This window comes from Pseudomonas sivasensis (genome assembly GCF_052938085.1).
Genome location: NZ_CP176442.1, coordinates 439,233 through 460,857 on the forward strand (window position 1 = coordinate 439,233; position 21,625 = coordinate 460,857).

Sequence of the window (21,625 nt, forward strand, 5' to 3'; positions counted from 1 at the left end):
GCTGGATACCCGGCGGGGCACGACCCGCTGAGTATAGGAAAAGATGGCAGCCAGTTTAGGGAGCGTTGCGCTCGTTAATAAGACGCAATGTGTCGTCGGAATGAATTGTTTTCAGTCGAAGTGACGAGATTGCTGGTCAGATTGGTTGCCCGCGATCCAATTTGTTACTGAGGATGATCGAGGTGGTGGTTTTCTCTACACCATCGACACTGCCGATCTGGTCCAGTAACTGATCCAGTTGCTCCGGCGAATCCGTCCGTAGCCAAGCCACGTAATCAAATTCGCCGCTCACCGCGCACAACTGTTGCACCTGAGCCATGGCACTCAGCCTGCGCAACACTTCTTTGCCTGAGCGAGGTTGCACAGTGATGCCCACGTAGGCCTGCAAACCACCGTCCGCTACCCGTTGGCCCAAGCGCACGCCATAACCGGTGATCACTTGGGTTTTCTCCAGGCGCGCCAGGCGGGAGGTCACCGTGGTGCGCGCGATGCCCAACTGCCGGGCAAGCATGGCTACGCTTTCGCGGGCGTTGATCTGCAAGGCGGCGATCAGTTGGCGATCGATTTCATCGAGGACAGGCAAGGGAGGCTCCGTGACGGGCTGCAATGGGGACGCATGTTACAGGCTTGAATCGTCCAGCAGGCAGCGGGCAAACAGTTGTGGCACTGGTAAGTGCCGTTGGCTATAGCGACTCAGTAGGATGACCTCTCGGTAAAACGTCAGGTTGCCCAACGGGATTATTCTTACTTGGGGCGAGCGCTCCAGCCACAGTCAGAGTTTCTTCGGCCACCCATTGGTCGTCCCCGAACATCCGAAAACCGCCTTCCAGGACGCGGCCGACACCAATGCCGTCGACGTCCACGATGTCCCCGTGCCGTATTTCGGCGTGGTATTGGGCTGTGAAGATTGGCACGTACTGGCGTAACGCTTGCAGGCGCGAGGTACGACGTTTGCGCTGGAGTCGCATATTCGGTTCAAGGGCCAAGTAGGAGGGCAGGCGACATTGTTCCTGTTTGACCCGTGCGTTAATGCGCTTGAGTTCAAAGCAACCAGGGATATTGGGCCGTTGTTTGCGAAGTGGGGCGGCGGACGTTGTGTGGACAGTCCGGACACTGAGAGTGGGTCTTCAGACACACAAAAGCCGCGCAATGCGCGGCTTTGGAGTTGGTGGGCCCACACGGACTTGAACCGTGGACCAAAGGATTATGAGTTGCTGGGCGAGCTGATATGCCTAGAGAAATCGTTCGTAGGTGAACGTAGGTTGGAATAGCTGGAGGCCCCGTAGTACGTGGTGTTAAGCGTAATTTTGAAAAGGTTGCTCAAGCTGAGTACTGTACCGTGGTTGTACTGATTTTGCGCCCTTTGAGTTTCGCAATTTGCCCCGCAGTGAATTCTTCGCCCACGATCTTCTGTAGTGCCCCCGGGCTAATTCTCTCGCATCTCAAAACCACGTTCCATTCACAGATCGAGAAGCAAAGCGCGACTTGGCCTAAGGCATGCGTATAGTCTGACTTTAAAGGATGGCGATTGCGGTGACCTTTCATGTGCGCTAGATCCGTGCTTTCTAGGATCAGAATTAGGCCGCGCCCGCAGAGTTGGCGAGGCTGGTCAATGTGGCATTACACATTTCCGACTGCACCTGGTCTGCGTTACAGCCGCCACCCATCATTTAGCAGTGATTTTGGCGGCATCTAACCTACGTTAGGAGTTACCAGTATGTTCAAAGTAACCCCCCAATCCGCCTGCAAGGTCCAACGCTAAGATTATCGATCAACGCGCTGTTGATCGACTGTTGTCCCATATGATTTTGGGTCAGAGACGGCACCGAGAAATCGTGCCAGGGCTTCAGTCCCCCTCCGTGAACCGCCGCCGCGTCAGGAAAAGCACCACGCCCAGCGGCACGGCCAGCAGTGCTAGCAGCTCCAGGTCAAAGCCCAGCACCTGCTGCTCACCAACCTTGAAGATGCTGACCAAGCCCGTTGCCAGCAGCGCCAAACCCAGCCACTTGCGCAGCGGGTATGGTTTCAGAAACTGAACGAGTATCGCGCCCATCACCAGAAGGACGACAGTTTGCATGATGTAGGGCATGTGCAGTTCCTCAGACCTTGATGACCAGCGTCACGACAGAGCGCTGTGGGCCAATCCCGCCATGTACCTCTCCCTCGATGCTGACCAGCACGTCACCTGCATGAAGGTTCGGTAGGGCCCCTTTGAGGTACCAGTTGACACCTGTCGTCACAACTGCACCTGAAGCCCAACCAATGAGCGGCCCGCCCAACGCACCTACCTTCCCGGCAACGCCACCTGAGGCCGCAGCAATTCCCTTGGCGACGTTGCCGCGCATAGTAGTGATAGCGTCGGCCTGCTGCCGGGTCAGGGGATTGGAAATGCAGACTGTCAGCAGGCATGGCAGGTTTCGAGCCTGCATTCGGTCGTACATATCGACGACGATGCTGTTGACTTGGTAATGGGCGCGTTTCGCTTCGCCAAAGTGCAGCTCGCGCAGGCGACCTCGGTCGCTTTCCATGAGGGTGATTTGAGACAGATTGAAGACGATCCCTTCCTCGGACCTGTACTGCGTGGTCTTCTCGAACTTCATGCGCGTATCCATTCGTGCAAAAAGACGATGATTTTCTACAAGCGGTGACTAAGATGCAAACGGTCTGTGATGTGAGGCCCCGGGGAATTTGACGTCTGCACGGGTCTCATCGCCAGCAAGCCAACTCCCCGGTAACAACACATCGAGCGCGTCGGTTTTGGAGACGTTAGGCCGAGGCGCCTCCGCACGAGGCACTGGCCGGGGTATGTTGTGACCGTGTAAAGCTCCGTCGACAACTTCTGCATTGCGCTGAGGGTTAAGGGCGTGCAATCAAACTGCAATCGCGGAATCCCGCCGCACCTCTCTCACGAGCCTGAAGGCGGCGGGTGATAATCGGGATGCCCCTCGGTGCGCTCACCACGTGCAGAAGCCCAGAAGTATTTCGCGTGATGCTTGTAGACGTCGGTGACTTCCGATAGGTCTAAGCCCAGACCTTGAACCAAACTCTGCTGTCGCTGATGCCCAATTGACCCGGCTACCGAAATTTGGCTGACCCAAGCCTTGGCGTTGTAAGTATTAGCAGGTCTGACTTTGAGCTGATCACTGATGGAGTAGCTTTAAGTCGGCATCTGGGATAATTCTGCATCAGCGATAACAAATGGTGGGTTTCTTGGTGGGGGTTATGCCGCTCAGATAGCGCTTGAGTGCAGCCTCTAGCGTCATTTTCTCCGAGCCGCTACGTCGGATGTACACGCCACGCACCATTTCTTCTTCGGTACGCCTCGACCAGTCCTCCGCATCACGCTTTGTGCGGAAGGTTTTGGCGACTGTGGGCCAGCCATTTTTACGAATGAGCGCCTTCAGGTGCCGGAAGGAGTTTTGACGAGAGTAGCCATGAAAGGGTGCTCCTAGGCGGCTGGCGAACCAGCACTGTACCTAAATTGTACCCTTGGACCATAGGACTGTATCTGTGGTGGACCAGCCAGAAACGCGAAAGCCGCGCAATGCGCGGCTTTGGAGTTGGTGGGCCCACACGGACTTGAACCGTGGACCAAAGGATTATGAGTCCTCTGCTCTGACCAACTGAGCTATAGGCCCTTAACAGGTCGCGGATTATAGCGATGGTTTCTTCTGTGTGCTATCCGAAAAATCCTCAATGCTCATACGAAGGAAGGTAGCGACAAAAAGCTCCGGCGGCAGTGGCAAGCTGACGATGTAGCCTTGCATCTGTTCGCAGCCCTCAGCTGCCAGGAAGGCTTGCTGCGCGGGGTTCTCCACGCCTTCGGCGATGATGGTGAATTGCATACTGTGGCCCAGGGCGATGATAGCGCGCACGATGGCGGCGTCGTGGGGGTCGTCCGGCAGGCCGCGGACGAAGGATTGGTCGATCTTCAGGAAATCCAGCGGTAGCCGTTTGAGGTAGCTGAGGGACGAGTAGCCAGTGCCGAAGTCATCAATTGCCAGCTGTACGCCCAGTTGTTTGAGTTGGTGTAGCACCTCAAGTGCTTCTTCGGCCTGGCTCATGATGAAGTTTTCAGTGATCTCCAGTTGCAGGTGACCTGGGTCGAGGTGGTAGTCGCGCAACAGTTGTTCTATTCGACTCAGCAAGCCGGGATGGCGTAGCTGCGCACCGGCGAGGTTGACCGACAGCGGGCCGAAATCTTCGTAGGTGCCCTGCCACGCGTGCAGTTGTCGGCAGGCCTGTTCCAAGACCCAATCGCCAATTTGCAGGATCGTGCCGTTCTCTTCGGCCAGGGCAATAAAGTGTTCTGGCGGTACGTCGCCAAAGGTGGGGTGATGCCAGCGGATCAGGGCTTCGGCACCGATCAGTTCTTGTGTTACCAGGCTCAGTTTCGGCTGGTAATACAGGCTCAGCTCTTTACGTTCGATGGCTCGCCGCAGTTCATGCTCCAGTGCCACACGCTCGTTGGCCTGAGCCGTCAGGTCGCGGGTGTAGCTTTCGACCCGGTTACGTCCCTTGGCTTTGGATCGATACATCGCAGCGTCGGCATTCTTGACCAAGGTGGCGACATCCGTACCGTCCTGCGGGTAAAGGCTGGTGCCGATGCTGGCGCTGATGAAGAACTCGTGCTCGCCAGCCTGGAATGGCGGGGTGAAGCAGGTCAGTAACTTATTGGCCAATTGCTCGGCGTCATTGGCGTGTTGCAGGCCGGGTAGCAGGATGATGAATTCATCGCCGCCCAGGCGCGCTACGGTATCGATGTCTCGCAGTTGGTCCTTGAGGCGCACGGCAATGTCTTTGAGCAGCAGATCGCCGATCGGGTGGCCGAGGCTGTCGTTGATGTGTTTGAAGCGGTCCAGATCGAGGAACAACACCGCGCCCTGTTTGCCAGTCTCTTGATGGCCGTTTAGGGCTGCCTGCAACCGGTTTTCAAATAGAGTGCGGTTGGGCAGCCCGGTCAGTGGATCGTGGTGCGCCTGATAATCGAGGCGCGCCTGGGCCAGTTTGAGGCTGGAGATGTCTGCAAACACCGCCACAAAGTGAGTGATCAATTGATCCCGGTTGCGCACGGCGCTGATGGTCAGCCAACTGGGGTACAGTTCGCCGTTCTTTCGACGGTTGGAAATCTCGCCCTGCCAATGACCTTGGGCCGTCAATTGGTGCCACATCGCGGCGTAAAACGCGCTGTCATGCAGGCCAGAGGCGAGGAGGCGGGGTGTTTGGCCGAGGGCTTCGGCTTCGCTGTAGCCAGTGATTTCGCTGAAGGCGCGGTTGACGGCGCTGATGTTCTGCCGGGTGTCGGTGATCAACACGCCTTCGGCGGTACTCTCGAATACCGTCGCGGCCTGTTGCAGTTTTTCCTGCATCAATTGACGTTCGGTGATGTCGCGGGCGATGGTCAGCATGCAGTCTTCCCCGGCGATCGGCAGCGGGCGACTGGACACTTCACACATCCGAATTTCACCGTCGCTACGTCGTATGTGGCAGATGAAATCACGCACAAAGCCATCTCGCTGCATCAGTTCCAGCATGTGTTTGCGTTCGTTGAGATCGACCCAGATGCCCAGTTCCAGGGTTGATTGGTCGAGAGAGGTGGCGCTGGTGTAACCGGTCAGGCGGCTGAAACCTTCGTTGACTTCAATCAGCAGGCCGTCGCGTTGGCGGCTCAGCAGCAAGCCGTCGGGCGAAGCATGGAAGGCTTTGGCGAACTTCTCTTCGGAGGTTTGCAGCAGTTGCTGGGTTTCCTTGAGTTGGGTGATATCGCGCACCACCACCACGATGGCTTCAATCGCGTCGAGCTGGAAGGGCTCCGCGGAGATAAGCCCGGTGAAGGCTTGGCCGTTGCTGCGCAAAAACGGCATTTCAAGGTTGCGAATACTGGTTGTCTGGACGCGTTGCAACAACTCCGGACCGATGCCCGGGATGCCCCATATCTCCAGTTCCGTGCCGGTTCTGCCGATCACTTCCTCGGCGGTCAGGCCGATTTGATCTTCGAACGCTTTATTGACCTCCAGCAGACAGCCATCGGAAAGCCGCGCGATCACCAGGATGTCCGGGCATTGCTGGAAGACCGAGGCAAACTTCTGCTCGGACAGCTGCAGCGCCTCCTCGGTGCGCTTGGCCTCGCTGATATCAATCATCAAGCCGCGCAGCACCGGCTCATGGCCGTGTTCGATCAGGCTGACGATATCGCGTACCCACAAACAGCGGCCGTCGGCGGTGATCACTCGGTAATCAATGCTGTGGTCGCGGTTGGCGCGGGTTTCGCGATAGCAATAGGCTTCGGTGCGGATCAGGTCGGCGGGGTGAATGATGTTGCGCCAGAAGCCCGGAATCAGCCAATGGGCTCTTGGGTAACCGAGCAGGTCCTCGGCGTGGGGCGACACGTAACTGTAGGTGAAATCGGTGATGCTGGCTTCCCAGGCAATAGCGGACAAGCTTTCTACCAGGCCGCGATAGTGGTACTCGCTGCTGCGCAATTCTTGTTCAAGCGCGACGCGACGGGAAATTTCCGAACTCAGCCGGCGATTGATCCGAATCACGACGGCCAATACGGCGATTAGCAGCAGCACGGCGGGCAGGCCGTACATCAGCAGGTCGCGCCAGAACGTGCGGTTATCCGTAAAGTTGCCTACCCAGTGCTGTTGGATGGCATTGGTTTCATCGGGGCTGAGGTCGGCCAGGACTTTATCCAGGATGCCCACCAGTATTTTGTCGTCCCGTGGCACTCCCATCGCCAATTGATAGCGGTAAGGGGTATCGCCGCTGACGTATAGACCATCGAGTTTTAGTTCGCGCAGGCTCCAGACGCTGGACGCCAGGTCGCTGACCACGGTATCGACTTCGCCGGTCGCCAAGGCCTGCAGCGTGGAACTGACGTTGGGCATCGCGACCAGGTTGAGGTCAGGATGGTGGGTGCGCAGCAACTCGTGAGGGGCGTAGTTTTCCACCACGGCAACCTTCAATCCGTAAAGGTCCTTGAGATTACGCGGCCGTGCCCCGCCTTCGTGGGCAAGAATCACCATCGGAAAATCGATGTAAGGCCGGGTGAAGGCCAGATAATTCTGGCGCTCCGGTGTCGACATGATGCTGGGGATAAGGTCGAGCTGATTGCTTCGAGCCATCTCCAATACGGCACCCCAGCTCGGCGGCTCGATTATCTTGACCCTGACGCCCAGGCGATCCTGGATCAGGTGCACGTAATCCGCCGCTAAGCCTTGGTATCGACCATTTTCATCACGGTATTCGAAGGGTGGCCACGAGGGGTCCACTCCCAGTCTCAGCTCCTGATGGTCCGCCAGCCAGCCACGCTCATCATCAGTAAGAGTCAACGCGCCAGCCGTTGCGGTCCAGTTCAGCAGCGACAGCAGTATCACGGTCGGCAATCTGGGCATAACGGTCTCGTTATGGCACGGGGGAATGTGTCGAGTGTAGACGGGCATTGCGGGGGGAGTGGGGCAGTACGGGATTTTATCTATGCAAAACAAAACCCCCGGCATGGGCCGGGGGTTCTGGTATCACTCGTCGAGGAAGGAGCGCAGATGCTCGCTTCGCGTCGGGTGGCGCAACTTGCGCAGCGCCTTGGCTTCGATCTGACGGATCCGTTCACGGGTCACGTCAAACTGCTTACCGACTTCCTCAAGGGTGTGGTCGGTATTCATGTCGATGCCGAAACGCATGCGCAGTACCTTGGCTTCACGGGCAGTGAGGCCGGACAGTACGTCGCGAGTCGCTTCTTTCAAGCTCTCAACAGTGGCGACATCGATTGGCGACTGCATAGTCGAGTCTTCGATGAAGTCACCCAGGTGGGAGTCTTCGTCATCACCGATCGGGGTTTCCATGGAGATCGGCTCTTTAGCGATCTTCAATACCTTGCGGATTTTATCCTCAGGCATTTCCATGCGTTCGCCCAGCTCTTCCGGGGTCGGTTCGCGACCCATTTCCTGCAACATCTGCCGGGAAATACGGTTGAGCTTGTTGATCGTCTCGATCATGTGCACCGGAATACGAATGGTGCGGGCCTGGTCGGCGATCGAGCGAGTGATCGCTTGACGGATCCACCAGGTGGCATAAGTCGAGAACTTGTAGCCGCGACGGTATTCGAACTTGTCCACAGCCTTCATCAAGCCGATGTTGCCTTCCTGGATCAGATCGAGGAATTGCAGGCCACGGTTGGTGTACTTCTTGGCGATGGAGATCACCAGACGCAAGTTCGCTTCTACCATCTCTTTCTTCGCGCGGCGGGCTTTAGCCTCACCGATCGACATGCGACGGTTGATGTCCTTGATCTCGGCAATCGTCAGACCGGTTTCGGTCTCAAGTGCAGTCAGCTTCTGCTGGCAGCGGATGATATCCGGCTGCAGGCGACCAATGGCTTCAGCATACTTCGCCTTGCCTTTGGCCAGAGCGTCGCTCCAGCTTTCGTCAACTTCGTTGCCCGGGAACTGGCGCAGGAAGTCAGTACGCGGCATGCGAGCATCACGAACACAGAGCTGCATAATCGCACGCTCTTGTGCGCGCAGACGCTCAAGGGCGCTGCGAACGCGTTCAACCAGGCCTTCGAATTGCTTCGGAACCAGCTTGATTGGCATGAACAGCTCAGCCAGCGCCAGCAGCTCGGCAATTGCCAGCTTGTTGGAGCGACCGTGCTTTTTCAGGGCCTTGCGGGTGACTTCCATTTGATCGGAAACCGCACCGAAACGCTGGGCAGCGATGATCGGGTCTGGACCGCTTTCGACTTCTTCTTCGTCGTCGGTGCTGGCTTCAGCCTCGTCGTCATCGGAGTCGTCGTCCGCTTTTGCGGCTTTCGCATCGACAGGCGGCGGTACTTCGGCAGCAGGCGGCGCAATACCGTCGTCCGGGTCGATATAACCGCTCAGGACGTCGGACAGGCGGCCACCTTCGGTGGTGACGCGAGTGTACTCGGAGAGAATGTGGTCAACCGTGCCAGGGAAGTGCGCGATTGCGCCCATCACTTCACGGATGCCCTCTTCGATACGCTTGGCGATTTCGATCTCGCCTTCGCGTGTCAGCAACTCGACGGTACCCATTTCACGCATATACATGCGCACAGGGTCAGTCGTGCGACCGATGTCGGTCTCCACCGCGGCCAACGCAGCAGCGGCTTCTTCAGCGGCTGCCTCGTCGGTATCGGCGTCGGCCAACATAAGGGCGTCCGCATCCGGAGCACTCTCGTGTACGGGGATCCCCATGTCATTAATCATGCGGATGATGTCTTCCACCTGCTCAGGATCTGAAATATCCTCAGGCAGGTGGTCGTTGACCTCTGCGTAAGTCAGATACTTCTGCTCACGACCAAGGGTGATCAACTCTTTGATACGAGACTGCTGTTGCGCTTTTCCGGACATAACACCCTATCCACTGAAGGTCTTGGCGGGCAAAAAACAAGCCGAGGATTATACCCGAGCTATGACCTCACACGCCAGCTGAGGTCGGGTTTGATGCGGAAACATTCTGTTTTAAGAGGTCGCGCATCTGTTTTGCTATCTGAATTTGCTCTTCAGCCGATAATCCTGGCTGTCTTGCTCTCTTGATGAGTTCATCGAGGGTTTGCGTATGCTGACCCGCAGATAACCTAGTAATGGTGTCTAAAAACTGTTGTTCAAGGTTATCGCCGTCAATTAGCCACTCCTTTTCCGCAAGTGCTTTCAACAAGCGCCCTTGTTCTGTGCCGTGCCAGCGTGCCATCAGCTGAATTGAGTTTAGCTTAGGATTTTTCTGCACGGCTTCGATCAGCGCGATCAGCACCTGAGCGTAGGTATTGCTCGCATTGGCAAAATGGTCGGCACTTTCGACCTTGCCCGCCAGTTGCGGGTGGTGAATGAGCGTGCGCAGGGCGATCAGCGTGGGCGCTTCTACGGCAACTGGCGTGCGTGGGGCGTAGGCCTCATCGCGATCGCCACGCTTGCCGTTCTTGCTCCACGGTTTCTTGTCCCATTTCTTGCCGCCGGCACCGGGCTTCTTCGGCGTCCATTCCTGCTGGGGCGCGTAGGCCTCCTGCGGCTGGAAGTCGGCATAGTCCGGCATGGCGTCGTAATCCATGCCCGGGTCGTAGGCGGGCGGAGCATCCTGCGGTGCGCTGTGCACCAGCTGACTGACGGCTTCGCCGCTTAGCCCGGTAATTTCCAGCAGGCGTTGGCGCATCAGGGTGCGCAGGTTGGCGCCAGGCACCTTGTCGATCAGCGGCGCTGCGAGGGTGGCCATATGGGCCTTGCCTTCAAGGGAGCGCGGATCGGCTTCCTCAGTCAGTTGCTGGAAGAAATAATCGGCCAGCGGCTGCGCATGTTGGTTGATGCGTGCACGGAATGCGTCAGTGCCTTCGGAGCGCACCAGGGTGTCCGGGTCCTCTCCCTCGGGCAAGAACAGGAAGCGCGCGCGGCGCCCATCCTGCAGGCTCGACAGCGTGGCTTCGAGTGCGCGCCAAGCGGCGTTGCGGCCAGCCTGGTCGCCGTCGAAGCAGAACAGCACGCTGGGCACGACGCGAAACAGGCGCTTCAGATGTTCTTCGCTGGTGGCGGTGCCAAGGGTGGCCACGGCGTTGCGCAAGCCTTGCTGAGCGAGGGCGATCACGTCCATATAGCCTTCAACCACGATGATTTCATCGAGGTTGCGATTGTTCTTGCGCGCTTCGAACAGGCCGTAGAGTTCCTGGCCTTTGTGGAACACCGGGGTTTCCGGGGAGTTCAGGTACTTGGGCTTGTCGTCGCCCAGTACGCGGCCACCGAAGGCGATGATACGGCCGCGACTGTCACGGATAGGGAACATCACGCGGTCGCGGAAGCGGTCGTAGCGCTTGCCGGTCTCGGCGTTTTCCACCAGGAGCCCTGCGTCGATCATGGCTTTTTGCTGCAGAGTGTCGCTGCTCAAATGTTTGTACAGGTTGTCCCAGCCGGGTGGCGCGAAGCCGAGACCGAAGTCGCGAGCGATTTCACCGGTAAGGCCGCGGCCCTTGAGGTAATCGACTGCCGCCTTGCGCTGAGGATGGCTCTTCAGTGCCTGCCGGTAAAAGTCGGCGGCGGCAGTGAGCAGCGGGTACAGCGGCGAATCGGTGGGTTGCCGTGGTTTGTGCGGGCGGCCACTTTCTTCGCGGGGGACTTCCATGCCGGCGGCTTTCGCTAGGTCCTCGATCGCCTGGGGGAAGTCCAGGTTGTCGTGGTCCATCAAGAAGCCGAGGGCGTTACCGCCTGCGCCGCAGCCAAAGCAGTAATAGAACTGCTTGTCTGGGCTGACGCTGAACGACGGGGTTTTTTCTTTGTGGAACGGGCAGCAGGCGGTGTAATTCTTGCCGGCTTTCTTCAATTGCACGCGCGAGCTGACAACATCGACGATGTCGGTGCGGTTCAGAAGGTCGTCAATAAAGCTCTGGGGAATTAGCCCGGCCATGGCGTTCTCGTCATCACTGCGTGTAAATGAGGGCCCGTGAAGTGCTCAAGCGCTTGGGTCGAGTGGCTCGACCATCAATCGTCTGCTTGGGCTGTATGGAAGTGTATCTGCCGAGCATTCACTGACGTTAATTTCTATCAGTCTTCGGCGAAGAAATGTTGCCCCTGGCTCCGGTCTTGGCCGCTGGCGGCCTCGGAAGCTCATCGATGGGCACAGCCGACCGTTGATCGCCTGTTTACAGAATAAGTGTGCTCGTCAGTAGCCTTGTTAGGCTCGTCAGAAGAGACGTGCACCGCTGGCAAAAGAGCCAGTCCTGACGTGTGAAGCAGTTGTCTCAGTCGCATGTGCGGCTTCGACGATGAAGCATCAAGCGATATCTGCAAATGCCAATAGCCCGGCTGAAGGGCCGGGCTTGGCAGAAGCTTGCTACGAACGTCTGTGTATTAGTACAGACGAACGGCGCGGCGCTGCTCGCGCTGAACTTTCTTGGCGTGACGCTTAACAGCGGCTGCTGCTTTACGCTTACGCTCAGAAGTTGGCTTCTCGTAAAATTCGCGGCTACGAACTTCGGCCAGTACACCGGCTTTTTCGCAGGAGCGCTTGAAACGACGCAGAGCTACGTCGAAGGGTTCGTTCTCTTTAACTTTGACGGCTGGCATCCAGAGCTACCTTCTTTCATTACCGGGATCAACGTTCTCGTCGCAAAAAATTCGCGGCTGAGGTCGTCGGTTTTTAAGGGTTGCGGATGTTAACCCCTCATTGACCGGAATGCAAAGCCTCTGATCGAAAACCGCTAGTCGGGAGGGGGAGTGGCGACTATTATGCGCGCCTTCGAATTTAGCCTCTACAAGGCGCAAACCCATGCTAGTACTGGGACTTGAAACCTCCTGCGACGAAACCGGTGTCGCACTTTACGACAGTGAACGCGGGCTTTTGGCCGATGCACTGTTCAGTCAGATCGACCTGCACCGCGCTTATGGCGGCGTGGTGCCGGAGCTGGCCAGCCGTGATCACGTCAAGCGCATGCTGCCCTTGATTCGCCAGGTGCTGGACGAGGCCGGTTGTGTGCCGACCGAGATCGACGCGATTGCCTACACGGCGGGCCCTGGATTGGTCGGAGCCCTTCTGGTTGGGGCCTCTTGCGCACAGGCGCTGGCTTTCGCCTGGGGTATTCCAGCCCTGGGTGTGCACCATATGGAAGGCCATTTACTGGCGCCGATGCTGGAAGAAAACCCGCCGCAGTTCCCGTTCGTCGCTTTGTTGGTTTCGGGGGGGCATACGCAGCTGGTTCAGGTCGACGGAATCGGTCAATACACGCTTTTGGGCGAGTCGCTGGACGACGCCGCCGGCGAAGCTTTCGACAAGACTGCGAAGATGATGGGCCTCAATTACCCCGGCGGGCCGGAAATCGCCCGTCTCGCCGAAAAGGGCGTTGCTGGTCGCTACACATTCCCGCGTCCGATGTGCGATCGCCCCGGTTTGATGTTCAGCTTCAGCGGGTTGAAAACCTCCGCACTGAATACCTGGCAGCACAGCGTCAGCGCCGGGGACGACAGTGATCAAGCCCGTTGCGACATCGCTCTGGCGTTCCAGCAGGCCGTGGTGGAGACTTTGACCATCAAGTGCAAGCGTGCCCTGAAACAGGCTGGCATGAAGCGTCTGGTGATTGCTGGCGGCGTCAGCGCAAACAAGGCGCTGCGCAGTTCATTGGAAAAAATGCTCGGTGATATGAAGGGGGATGTGTTCTACGCCCGCCCTGAGTTTTGCACCGACAATGGCGCCATGATCGCCTATGCCGGTTGCCAGCGTCTGCTGGCGGGGCAGCACGAAAGCCTGGCGATCAGCGTGCAGGCACGTTGGCCGATGGAGCAGCTGCCGCCGTTGTAGGCCGTTATTTGGGCGCGACGTGAGCCAGGCTCATCTGGGGGGATTTAAAAATGCCGTTCGCGCCCGGCAAACAGGTCGCGTAAATTGCCCCGATGGCGCCAGACGATCAGCAATGTCAGCACGCTCATCGGCAGCAGCGCCGCCGGTTCCTGCCAGGCCAGCAATGGCAGGGTGAGCGGCGTGGCGATCAGTGCCGCCAGTGAGCTGGTTCGGGTCAGGTAGAACGTCAGCAGCCAGGCAAGCACGGCCAGTAGTGCCGCCGGTGGGTAGATCCCCAGCAGCATACCGGCCGCCGTGGCGACACCTTTGCCGCCGCGAAATCGGAAGTACAGTGGAAACAGATGGCCCAGGACGGCGCACACGCCCACCCAGGCCTGCTGTTGCAGGGTAAGGCCGGCGGTGCTGGCGATCAGCACGGGCAACAAGCCCTTGCACAGATCGCCCAGCAGCGTCAGCACGGCGAGCTTCTTGCCGGCCAGGCGCAACATGTTGGTGGCGCCAGCATTGCCGGAACCACTCATTCGCGGGTCGGGGTTTCCCGTCAGGCGGCTGAGCAAAATGGCGAAGGACAGCGAGCCGAGCAGGTAGGCGAGAATCGCCAGTGACCAAAACATGCTAACTATTCCGGGCGAGGACGCCCTGATTCTAACGGGGCATCGCGCCCTTGTCGTGCTGCGGAGAAGAGCTTGGACAGAGTGTTTATCGAAGGCCTGGAAGTCGACACCGTGATCGGGGCCTACGACTGGGAGCGCGGGATCCGCCAATGCCTGCGTCTGGACCTGAGCTTCGCGTGGGATAACCGCCCGGCCGCCGCAGGTGACGACCTGACCTTGGCGCTGGATTACGCCAGCGTTTCGGCGCGTATCCAGGCGTTTGCCGAACAGTCCCAGTACCAACTGGTGGAAACCTTTGCTGAGCGCTTGGCCCAAGTGTTGATGAGTGAGTTCCAGATTCCCTGGCTGCACCTCAAACTAACCAAGCCCGGCGCAGTACCGGCCGCCAAAGGTGTGGGCGTGGAGATTGAGCGCGGATGTCGCTAACTCAGGTTTACCTTGGCCTCGGTAGCAATATCGAGCGCGAGCTCCATCTGTGCGCCGGGCTCGACGCGTTAGCGAGCTTTCTGACGGATATGCGCTGCTCGGCGGTGTTCGAAAGCCAGCCGGTGGGCATCAAAAGCGGGCCGTTCTTCAATCTGGTGGTGTCGGCCTATACCGACCTGTCGTTGACAGAATTGGACCGCCGTCTTAAGACCATCGAAGCTGAAAACGGCCGCTACGCGCCGGACCGCAAAGGCCTGCCATTGGACATCGATGTGCTGCTGTACGGCGAGTTGGTGGGGGATTTCGACGGTTTGATTCTGCCCCGTGCAGAAATCCTGAAAAACGCCTTTGTTTTGTGGCCGCTGTCGTTGATGGCGCCGGACCGCGTGCATCCTGAGGTGGGTAAAACGATGGCTGATCTGTGGCGGGATGCGCAGATCGATCAGTTGCTGGCGCCTGTCGCCTTTGAGTGGCAGGGCCAGCACCTGACGCCGAATGCGCTTCTAATTCGATAGGGCGCGTTGTTCCTTGTAGGCCTGCAACGCCTTGAGCCGTTCGCGCTTCAAGGCTTCGCCCAGCTCAGGGCCTTTGAAACCCTTCTCCACCAATGGCGCCACCGCCACCTCGCGTGCTGTCTGCGCCGCACCGCGCAAATAATCTGCCTGTGGATAACTGCGTTGCTCGAAGCCCTTGCGGCCCCGGGCATCCATTTCACAGGCGACCACAAACTCCTCAAAGCGCTGCGGTCGGCGATATACGTCAAAACTTTGCAGTAACTCCAGCAGCGTCGAGGCTTTTAGCTCCAGCGCTCGATGGCCATGGGTGTGATATTGACCCACCAGCAGCGCCAACTCCTGGCAATCCCTTGGCACTTTGAAACGTTCATTGACTGCCTTGATCAACTTCAAGCCCCGATGCTCATGGGCGATATGCTGCGGCAACTTATCCACAGGTGTTAGACCTTTGCCCAGGTCATGCAGCAGGCAGGCCCAGCGCACGGTCAGTGGCTGTTTGTGCAAGGCGGCCTGATCCAGCACGCTCAAGGTATGCACGCCAGTGTCTATCTCGGGGTGGTGGGCCTCGGGTTGGGGGACGCCGAAGAGTGCATTCACTTCCGGCATCAAGGTTTTCAGTGCGTCGCAGTCGCGCAGGACCTGAATAAACACCTGAGGCTGATCTTCCATCAGCGCTCGGGAGATTTCCTTCCAGCTGCGCTCCGGCGTCAGGGCTTCCAATTCGCCTGACTCGCTGAGTTGACGCATCAGTTCCAGAGTCTGCGGTGCCACTGTAAAACCAAGATGTGCATAGCGAGCGGCAAAACGTGCGACGCGCAGAACTCGCAGGGGATCTTCGGCGAAAGCGGGGGAAACATGGCGTAGAACGCGGGCTTCTAGGTCACGCTGGCCGTTGTAGGGGTCGGTCAGGTTGCCGTCATCGTCTTCAGCCATTGCGTTGATGGTCAGGTCGCGACGGATCAGGTCTTCTTCCAGTGTGACCTCGGGGCTGGCGTGAAAGACAAAACCGCCATAGCCCCGGCCGCTCTTGCGCTCAGTGCGGGCCAAAGCATATTCGTCGCCGTTCTTCGGGTCCAGGAACACCGGGAAGTCAGCGCCTACCGGCTTGAAGCCCTTCGCAAGCATCTCCTCGGTGGTCGCACCGACAACGACGCGGTCGATATCAGTGACCTTGATGCCCAGCAGGCGGTCACGCACGGCGCCGCCGACTTTGTAGATTTTCATGAAAAAGCCTCCATTAGCGGCACAGGATACCGCCTGTGCCTGACCAATGGAGGCTTTGCTGTTTCAGAGGTGAACGACGGCCATGTCCAGGCGACCATAGTCGTTATCGTTGTGATCACTGCGCGGTGGAACATGGTGAGTTTTCATCACCTGATCGCCTTGCAGTGTTTCCAGATGGATGTCGAAGCCCCACAACCGGTGTAAGTGCTTGAGTACTTCCTCGGTGGATTCGCCCAGGGGTTTGCGGTCATGTTGCTGGTGACGCAAGGTCAGCGAGCGGTCGCCGCGGACGTCGATGCTGTAGATCTGTACGTTGGGCTCCCGGTTGCCCAGGTTGTACTGCGCGGCTAAGGTTTCACGGATGATGCGGTAGCCGGGCTCATCGTGGATGGCAGGCACCACCAAATCGTCCTTGAGGTCGTCATCGAGGATGCTGAACAGTTTGAGATCGCGGATCACCTGGGGTGACAGGTACTGCAGGATAAAGCTCTCGTCCTTGAAGCTGCTCATGGCGAACTTGATGGTGGACAGCCAGTCGCTGCCGGCGATTTCCGGAAACCAGCGGCGGTCCTCTTCGGTCGGGTGTTCGCACATGCGCCGGATGTCGCGGTACATGGCAAAACCCAGAGCGTAAGGGTTGATGCCGCTGTAATACGGGCTGTCAAAGCCAGGCTGAAATACCACACTGGTGTGGGAGGTGAGGAACTCCATCATAAAGCCGTCGGTGACCAAGCCCTCGTCGTACAGGTCGTTCATGAGCGTGTAGTGCCAGAACGTCGCCCAGCCTTCGTTCATCACTTGGGTTTGGCGCTGTGGATAAAAGTACTGGGCGATCTTGCGCACGATGCGCACGATTTCCCGTTGCCATGGTTCCAGCAGTGGGGCGTGTTTTTCCAGGAAATATAGGATGTTTTCCTGAGGTTCGGCGGGAAAGCGCGCATTGTCCTTGTCGCTGTTTTTGTCGGCGCGTTTAGGAATAGTGCGCCACAGGTCGTTGATTTGCTTCTGCAGGTGCTCTTCACGCTCCTTCTGACGCAGGCGTTCTTCCTCGGCGGAAATCGGGTACGGGCGCTTGTAGCGGTCGACCCCGTAGTTCATCAGGGCATGACAAGAGTCGAGCAAGTCCTCCACTGCGTCGATCCCGTGGCGCTCCTCACACTGCATGATGTACTGCTTGGCGAACACCAGGTAATCGATGATCGAACTCGCATCGGTCCAGGTGCGGAACAGGTAGTTGCCTTTGAAAAAGCTGTTATGCCCATAGCAAGCGTGGGCCACCACCAATGCCTGCATGCAGATGGTGTTTTCTTCCATCAAGTAGGCGATGCATGGGTCGGAGTTAATCACGATCTCGTAGGCCAGCCCCATCTGGCCGCGGGTGTAGGACTTCTCGGTGCTGAGGAAGTGTTTACCGTAGGACCAATGGTGATAACCCAGCGGCATACCAACAGACGCGTAGGCATCCATCATCTGCTCAGCGGTGATCACTTCGATCTGGTTGGGGTATGTGTCCAGGGCATAACCCGCCGCGATCCGACTGATTTCCTTGTCATAGGCCTGGATCAGCTCAAAGGTCCACTCGGAACCGGTGGAAATGGGTTGGCGCTTAGTCTCTTTTTTGGCGGTCATGTCACTAACCTGCGCTGGAAGAGTTCACGGAAGACCGGATAGATATCGCCGGCCGAGACCAGTTGCTGCTGGGCGAACGTGTCGGCAAAAGCTTCGCCGATGCGCTCATATTCGAACCACAGGGCCTGGTGCTCACGGGGGGTAATTTCAACGTAAGTGTAGTACTGCACGAACGGCATGATCTGGTTGATCAGAATGTCGCGGCAGATGGGCGAATCATCATTCCAGTTGTCGCCGTCAGAGGCTTGAGCGGCGTAGATATTCCATTCGTTGGCCGGGTAGCGCTCGGCCATGATCTCCTGCATCAGCTTCAGGGCGCTGGACACGATGGTGCCGCCGGTTTCCCGCGAGTAGAAGAACTCTTCTTCGTCTACTTCCCGGGCGCTGGTGTGATGGCGGATGAACACTACGTCTATCTTGTCGTAGTTTCGCTTCAGGAACAGGTAGAGCAGGATGAAGAACCGTTTGGCGATGTCCTTGGTGGCCTGGGTCATGGAGCCGGAAACGTCCATCAGGCAAAACATCACCGCCTTGGAACTGGGGTTCGGTTGTTTGACGAGCAGGTTGTATTTCAAGTCGAAGGTGTCGAGGAACGGCACACGATGGATGCGCGCACTGAGTTTCTCGATTTCCGCCTCGATTTCCTGGATATCGCCGAAGTTATCCGGTTCTTCGCGCTTCAAGCGCGCCAACTCTTCCTTGGCCTCTTTCAATTTGGCGCGGCTGCTGCCCGACAGGGCGATACGCCGTGCATGGGCCGAGCGCAGGGTACGGATGATATTGATCCGTGACGGGTTGCCCTCGTTACTGATACCTGCCCGCACGGTCTTGAAGGTGTCGGTACCGGTCAGGTTTCGTTTGACGAGGTTGGGCAATTCCAAGTCCTCGAACATGAACTCGAGGAATTCCTCCTGGGTAATCTGGAACACAAACTCGTCCATGCCTTCGCCAGAATTGCCGGCTTTGCCTGGACCTTTGCCGCCACCACCGCCTTGAGGTCGCTGGATATGTTCGCCGGTGGTGAACTCCTTGTTACCAGGGTGCACGACGGTCTGTTTGCCGCCGCGGCCATGGTGCAGGACCGGTTCGTCGATATCCCGTCCGGGAATGCTGATTTGCTCACCATGCTCCATGTCGGTGATGGAGCGGCGGCTGACGGCCTCTTCAACGGCCTTTTTGATGTGGTCACGGTAACGCCGCAGGAAACGCTGGCGGTTTACCGTGCTCTTGTTCTTGCCATTGAGGCGTCGGTCGATCACATAGCTCATGAGGAGCCCTCCGGGCAGCTTCACGTTACAAGCTTCAAGCGGCGAGCTGGAAGCTTAGAGACAAGCGGTCAACTGCCAGGCCCATGACCTGGCAGTGCACGCCTATCGCTGCCTTACTGCGATTTGCGAACCCGCAGATACCACTCGGAGAGCAGTCGTACCTGTTTGTCGGTGTAGCCACGCTCGACCATTCGTGTGACGAAGTCGTTGTGTTTTTGCTGGTCCTCCTTGCTGGCCTTGGCATTGAAGCTGATGACCGGTAGCAGATCCTCGGTGTTGGAGAACATTTTCTTCTCGATGACCACCCGCAGCTTCTCGTAGCTGAGCCAGGTAGGGTTCTTGCCGTTGTTGTTGGCACGGGCACGCAGTACGAAGTTGACGATCTCGTTGCGGAAATCCTTCGGATTGCTGATGCCAGCGGGTTTCTCGATCTTTTCCAACTCCTCGTTGAGGGCTACGCGGTTGAGGATCTCGCCGGTTTCCGGGTCGCGGTATTCCTGGTCCTGGATCCAGAAGTCCGCATACAGCACATAGCGGTCGAAAATGTTCTGGCCGTACTCGCTGTAGGACTCCAGGTAAGCGGTCTGGATTTCCTTGCCAATAAACTCGATGTAGCGTGGCGCGAGGTACTCCTTGAGGAAGCGCAGGTAGCGTTCACGGGTTTCCGCCTGGAACTGTTCCTGTTCGATCTGCTGCTCCAGCACATAGAGCAGGTGCACCGGGTTGGCGGCGATCTCGTGCGGGTCGAAGTTGAAGACTTTGGACAGGATCTTGAACGCAAAGCGCGTCGATAGGCCGTTCATGCCTTCATCCACGCCTGCCGTGTCGCGGTATTCCTGGATTGACTTGGCTTTAGGGTCGGTGTCCTTGAGGTTTTCACCGTCGTACACGCGCATCTTCGAGTAGATGTTCGAGTTCTCCGGCTCCTTGAGGCGCGACAGCACGGTGAACTGGGCGAGCATCTTCAGGGTGTCGGGTGCGCAATGGGCCTTCGCCAGGGAGCTGTTGAACAGTAGCTTGTCGTAGATCTTGATCTCATCGCTGACTCGCAGGCAGTAAGGCACCTTGACGATGTAGATCCGGTCGATGAAGGCTTCGTTGTTCTTGTTGTTACGGAAGGTGTGCCATTCCGATTCGTTGGAGTGGGCCAGCAGGATCCCGGTGAACGGAATCGCGCCCAAGCCTTCGGTGCTGTTGTAGTTACCTTCCTGGGTCGCGGTAAGCAGTGGGTGCAGCACTTTGATCGGTGCCTTGAACATTTCCACGAATTCCATCAGGCCTTGGTTGGCCCGGCACAGTGCGCCCGAGTAGCTGTAGGCGTCGGCATCGTTTTGCGGGAATTCTTCGAGTTTGCGGATATCGACCTTGCCCACCAGCGCCGAAATATCCTGGTTGTTCTCATCGCCCGGCTCGGTCTTGGCAACGCCGATCTGGTTGAGGATCGAGGGGTAGAGTTTCACCACGCGGAACTGGCTGATGTCACCGCCAAACTCGGCCAGGCGCTTGGTGGCCCAGGGCGACATGATGGTGTTGAGGTAGCGGCGTGGGATGCCGAAGTCTTCTTCGAGGATCGCGCCATCTTCCGTGGCGTTGAACAGGCCCAGTGGCGACTCGAAGACCGGCGAGCCCTTGATCGCGTAGAAGGGCACTTTCTCGATCAGCTGTTTGAGCTTTTCGGCCAGGGACGATTTACCGCCGCCGACAGGGCCGAGCAGGTAGAGGATCTGTTTCTTCTCTTCCAGGCCTTGGGCGGCATGGCGGAAGTAGGAGACGATCTGATCAATGCATTCTTCCATTCCGTGGAAGTCTTCAAAGGCCGGGTAGCGGCGGATCACCTTGTTGGAGAATATTCGCGACAGGCGCGAATTATTGGCGGTTTCCACCAGCTCCGGCTCACCAATCGCCAATAGCAGGCGCTCGGCGGCAGATGCGTAGGTGCTGCGGTCCTGCTTGCACAGCTCAAGATACTCTTGCAGCGTGAGTTCTTCCTGCTGTGTGGACGCGAAGCGTTGTTGGAAGTGGCTAAAGATACTCATGACGTCGTCACCTCGCTCGATACGTGGAGCCGACGCCGGATCTATCAGTCGATGCTGGCAGTCATTGACGATCGCCAATGGCCGTTTTCCCCCCAGAACACCCTAAACGCTACCGATGACCCGCACGCCGGTGTACCGGCTCTCCCCTGATTCGGATGGCCTGCGCTTAAGGATAGTTCGGAATCTGGGAGGTCAAGGCGTGATACGCAATTAGTTTGCCTGCGCCGTTCGTCAGAAACGGCGCGAGCCCAAGCGTCACGCGGGGTAGCGGGGTTTGAAAATATTTATTGCGAATCGCCCGAAGAAATTTCTGCAGGATAGGTCGTACGCCACAGCTCAAAACCACCGTCCAGGCTGTAGACGTCGGAGAAGCCTTGGCTGATCAGGTAGGCGGCGGCGCTTTGGCTGGAGTTGCCGTGGTAGCAGGCCACGATCAGTGGCGCGTCGAGGTCGGCGGCGCGGATGAAGTCGGCGATGTTAACGTTATCCAGATGCTGGGCGCCGGTGATATGGGCTGCCGAGTAAGTAGGCTGGTCGCGGATATCAACCACCACCGCGCCTTGCTCGCGCAGGGCTTGGGCTTGTTCGGGAGGGATACGTTTGAATTCGCTCATGGCGGG

16 protein-coding genes, 1 tRNA gene and 3 pseudogenes are annotated in these 21,625 nt (G+C 58.0%); 4 read left to right on the plus strand and 16 right to left on the minus strand.

The window, feature by feature from the left end:
- Positions 1-136: 136 nt before the first annotated feature.
- Positions 137-583, minus strand: a complete 447-nt coding sequence (locus ACKZ62_RS02090; RefSeq protein ID WP_032883895.1) for an Lrp/AsnC family transcriptional regulator — start codon at positions 581-583, stop codon at positions 137-139.
- A 36-nt stretch (positions 584-619) separates the two neighbouring features.
- Positions 620-772: pseudogene (locus tag ACKZ62_RS02095) on the minus strand (LysR family transcriptional regulator); the annotation flags it as partial.
- A gap of 4 nt (positions 773-776) precedes the next feature.
- On the opposite strand from ACKZ62_RS02095, the pseudogene ACKZ62_RS02100 reads away from it, so the two are divergent.
- A pseudogene (locus tag ACKZ62_RS02100) lies at positions 777-1,079 on the plus strand (VOC family protein); the annotation flags it as partial.
- Between the two features lie 767 nt (positions 1,080-1,846).
- Here ACKZ62_RS02100 and ACKZ62_RS02105 read toward each other — a convergent pair.
- The 8 genes and pseudogenes from ACKZ62_RS02105 to rpsU form a co-directional block, all read right to left on the minus strand.
- On the minus strand, positions 1,847-2,089 hold the full coding sequence (locus ACKZ62_RS02105; RefSeq protein WP_122754289.1) for a hypothetical protein: 243 nt from the start codon (positions 2,087-2,089) through the stop codon (positions 1,847-1,849).
- Positions 2,090-2,099: 10 nt separating this feature from the next.
- The gene (locus ACKZ62_RS02110; RefSeq protein WP_177434271.1) at positions 2,100-2,600 is read right to left on the minus strand and encodes a hypothetical protein; all 501 of its coding nucleotides are present in this window, start codon (positions 2,598-2,600) and stop codon (positions 2,100-2,102) included.
- A gap of 600 nt (positions 2,601-3,200) precedes the next feature.
- Positions 3,201-3,436, minus strand: a pseudogene (locus ACKZ62_RS02115) (site-specific integrase); the annotation flags it as partial.
- Positions 3,437-3,561: 125 nt separating this feature from the next.
- Positions 3,562-3,638 (minus strand) — tRNA-Ile (locus ACKZ62_RS02120).
- A 15-nt stretch (positions 3,639-3,653) separates the two neighbouring features.
- On the minus strand, positions 3,654-7,397 hold the full coding sequence (locus ACKZ62_RS02125; RefSeq protein ID WP_447096276.1) for a bifunctional diguanylate cyclase/phosphodiesterase: 3,744 nt from the start codon (positions 7,395-7,397) through the stop codon (positions 3,654-3,656).
- A gap of 123 nt (positions 7,398-7,520) precedes the next feature.
- Positions 7,521-9,371: an RNA polymerase sigma factor RpoD gene (gene rpoD, locus ACKZ62_RS02130; RefSeq protein ID WP_032883873.1), complete on the minus strand. Its 1,851-nt coding sequence runs from the start codon at positions 9,369-9,371 to the stop codon at positions 7,521-7,523.
- A 67-nt stretch (positions 9,372-9,438) separates the two neighbouring features.
- Positions 9,439-11,406 (minus strand): DNA primase, encoded by a 1,968-nt coding sequence (dnaG, locus tag ACKZ62_RS02135; protein WP_032883872.1) that lies wholly within the window; start codon positions 11,404-11,406, stop codon positions 9,439-9,441.
- A gap of 443 nt (positions 11,407-11,849) precedes the next feature.
- Positions 11,850-12,065 (minus strand): 30S ribosomal protein S21, encoded by a 216-nt coding sequence (gene rpsU / locus ACKZ62_RS02140; protein WP_002551877.1) that lies wholly within the window; start codon positions 12,063-12,065, stop codon positions 11,850-11,852.
- 202 nt (positions 12,066-12,267) lie between these two features.
- Between rpsU and tsaD the strand changes: the two genes are divergently transcribed.
- Positions 12,268-13,293 (plus strand): tRNA (adenosine(37)-N6)-threonylcarbamoyltransferase complex transferase subunit TsaD, encoded by a 1,026-nt coding sequence (gene tsaD, locus ACKZ62_RS02145; RefSeq protein WP_095185046.1) that lies wholly within the window; start codon positions 12,268-12,270, stop codon positions 13,291-13,293.
- A 44-nt stretch (positions 13,294-13,337) separates the two neighbouring features.
- Here the strand turns inward: tsaD and plsY are convergent, their stop codons facing one another.
- Positions 13,338-13,907, minus strand: a complete 570-nt coding sequence (gene plsY, locus ACKZ62_RS02150) for a glycerol-3-phosphate 1-O-acyltransferase PlsY (protein WP_032883869.1) — start codon at positions 13,905-13,907, stop codon at positions 13,338-13,340.
- 72 nt (positions 13,908-13,979) lie between these two features.
- Between plsY and folB the strand changes: the two genes are divergently transcribed.
- Positions 13,980-14,333: a dihydroneopterin aldolase gene (gene folB / locus ACKZ62_RS02155; protein WP_032883867.1), complete on the plus strand. Its 354-nt coding sequence runs from the start codon at positions 13,980-13,982 to the stop codon at positions 14,331-14,333.
- The gene (gene folK, locus ACKZ62_RS02160; protein WP_095185045.1) at positions 14,324-14,848 is read left to right on the plus strand and encodes a 2-amino-4-hydroxy-6-hydroxymethyldihydropteridine diphosphokinase; all 525 of its coding nucleotides are present in this window, start codon (positions 14,324-14,326) and stop codon (positions 14,846-14,848) included. The genes folB and folK overlap by 10 nt, the downstream gene beginning before the upstream one ends.
- On the opposite strand, the gene ACKZ62_RS02165 is transcribed toward folK, so the two are convergent.
- The 5 genes from ACKZ62_RS02165 to glpE form a co-directional block, all read right to left on the minus strand.
- Complete coding sequence (locus ACKZ62_RS02165; RefSeq protein ID WP_447096277.1) at positions 14,837-16,072, minus strand: multifunctional CCA addition/repair protein; 1,236 nt, start codon at positions 16,070-16,072, stop codon at positions 14,837-14,839. The two genes, folK and ACKZ62_RS02165, sit on opposite strands and share 12 nt — an antisense overlap.
- 63 nt (positions 16,073-16,135) lie before the next feature.
- Positions 16,136-17,701 carry a SpoVR family protein gene (locus ACKZ62_RS02170; RefSeq protein WP_032883861.1) on the minus strand — a complete coding sequence of 522 codons (1,566 nt, stop codon included), beginning with the start codon at positions 17,699-17,701 and terminating at the stop codon, positions 16,136-16,138.
- Positions 17,698-18,969, minus strand: a complete 1,272-nt coding sequence (locus tag ACKZ62_RS02175; protein WP_016977872.1) for a YeaH/YhbH family protein — start codon at positions 18,967-18,969, stop codon at positions 17,698-17,700. The genes ACKZ62_RS02170 and ACKZ62_RS02175 overlap by 4 nt, the downstream gene beginning before the upstream one ends.
- Positions 18,970-19,082: 113 nt before the next feature.
- The gene (locus ACKZ62_RS02180; RefSeq protein ID WP_003194732.1) at positions 19,083-21,005 is read right to left on the minus strand and encodes a PrkA family serine protein kinase; all 1,923 of its coding nucleotides are present in this window, start codon (positions 21,003-21,005) and stop codon (positions 19,083-19,085) included.
- A 284-nt stretch (positions 21,006-21,289) separates the two neighbouring features.
- The gene (glpE, locus tag ACKZ62_RS02185; protein ID WP_032883859.1) at positions 21,290-21,619 is read right to left on the minus strand and encodes a thiosulfate sulfurtransferase GlpE; all 330 of its coding nucleotides are present in this window, start codon (positions 21,617-21,619) and stop codon (positions 21,290-21,292) included.
- Positions 21,620-21,625: the final 6 nt, after the last annotated feature.

Excerpts from the sequence above, each read along its gene's own strand:
- ACKZ62_RS02105 (WP_122754289.1), bottom strand. The coding sequence starts at position 2,089 with ATGCCCTACATCATGCAAACTGTCGTCCTTCTGGTGATGGGCGCGATA.
- ACKZ62_RS02110 (WP_177434271.1), bottom strand. The coding sequence starts at position 2,600 with ATGAAGTTCGAGAAGACCACGCAGTACAGGTCCGAGGAAGGGATCGTC.
- ACKZ62_RS02125 (WP_447096276.1), bottom strand. The coding sequence starts at position 7,397 with ATGCCCAGATTGCCGACCGTGATACTGCTGTCGCTGCTGAACTGGACC.
- rpoD (WP_032883873.1), bottom strand. The coding sequence starts at position 9,371 with ATGTCCGGAAAAGCGCAACAGCAGTCTCGTATCAAAGAGTTGATCACC.
- dnaG (WP_032883872.1), bottom strand. The coding sequence starts at position 11,406 with ATGGCCGGGCTAATTCCCCAGAGCTTTATTGACGACCTTCTGAACCGC.
- rpsU (WP_002551877.1), bottom strand. The coding sequence starts at position 12,065 with ATGCCAGCCGTCAAAGTTAAAGAGAACGAACCCTTCGACGTAGCTCTG.
- tsaD (WP_095185046.1), top strand. The coding sequence starts at position 12,268 with ATGCTAGTACTGGGACTTGAAACCTCCTGCGACGAAACCGGTGTCGCA.
- plsY (WP_032883869.1), bottom strand. The coding sequence starts at position 13,907 with ATGTTTTGGTCACTGGCGATTCTCGCCTACCTGCTCGGCTCGCTGTCC.
- folK (WP_095185045.1), top strand. The coding sequence starts at position 14,324 with ATGTCGCTAACTCAGGTTTACCTTGGCCTCGGTAGCAATATCGAGCGC.
- ACKZ62_RS02165 (WP_447096277.1), bottom strand. The coding sequence starts at position 16,072 with ATGAAAATCTACAAAGTCGGCGGCGCCGTGCGTGACCGCCTGCTGGGC.
- ACKZ62_RS02170 (WP_032883861.1), bottom strand. The coding sequence starts at position 17,701 with ATGACCGCCAAAAAAGAGACTAAGCGCCAACCCATTTCCACCGGTTCC.
- ACKZ62_RS02175 (WP_016977872.1), bottom strand. The coding sequence starts at position 18,969 with ATGAGCTATGTGATCGACCGACGCCTCAATGGCAAGAACAAGAGCACG.
- ACKZ62_RS02180 (WP_003194732.1), bottom strand. The coding sequence starts at position 21,005 with ATGAGTATCTTTAGCCACTTCCAACAACGCTTCGCGTCCACACAGCAG.
- glpE (WP_032883859.1), bottom strand. The coding sequence starts at position 21,619 with ATGAGCGAATTCAAACGTATCCCTCCCGAACAAGCCCAAGCCCTGCGC.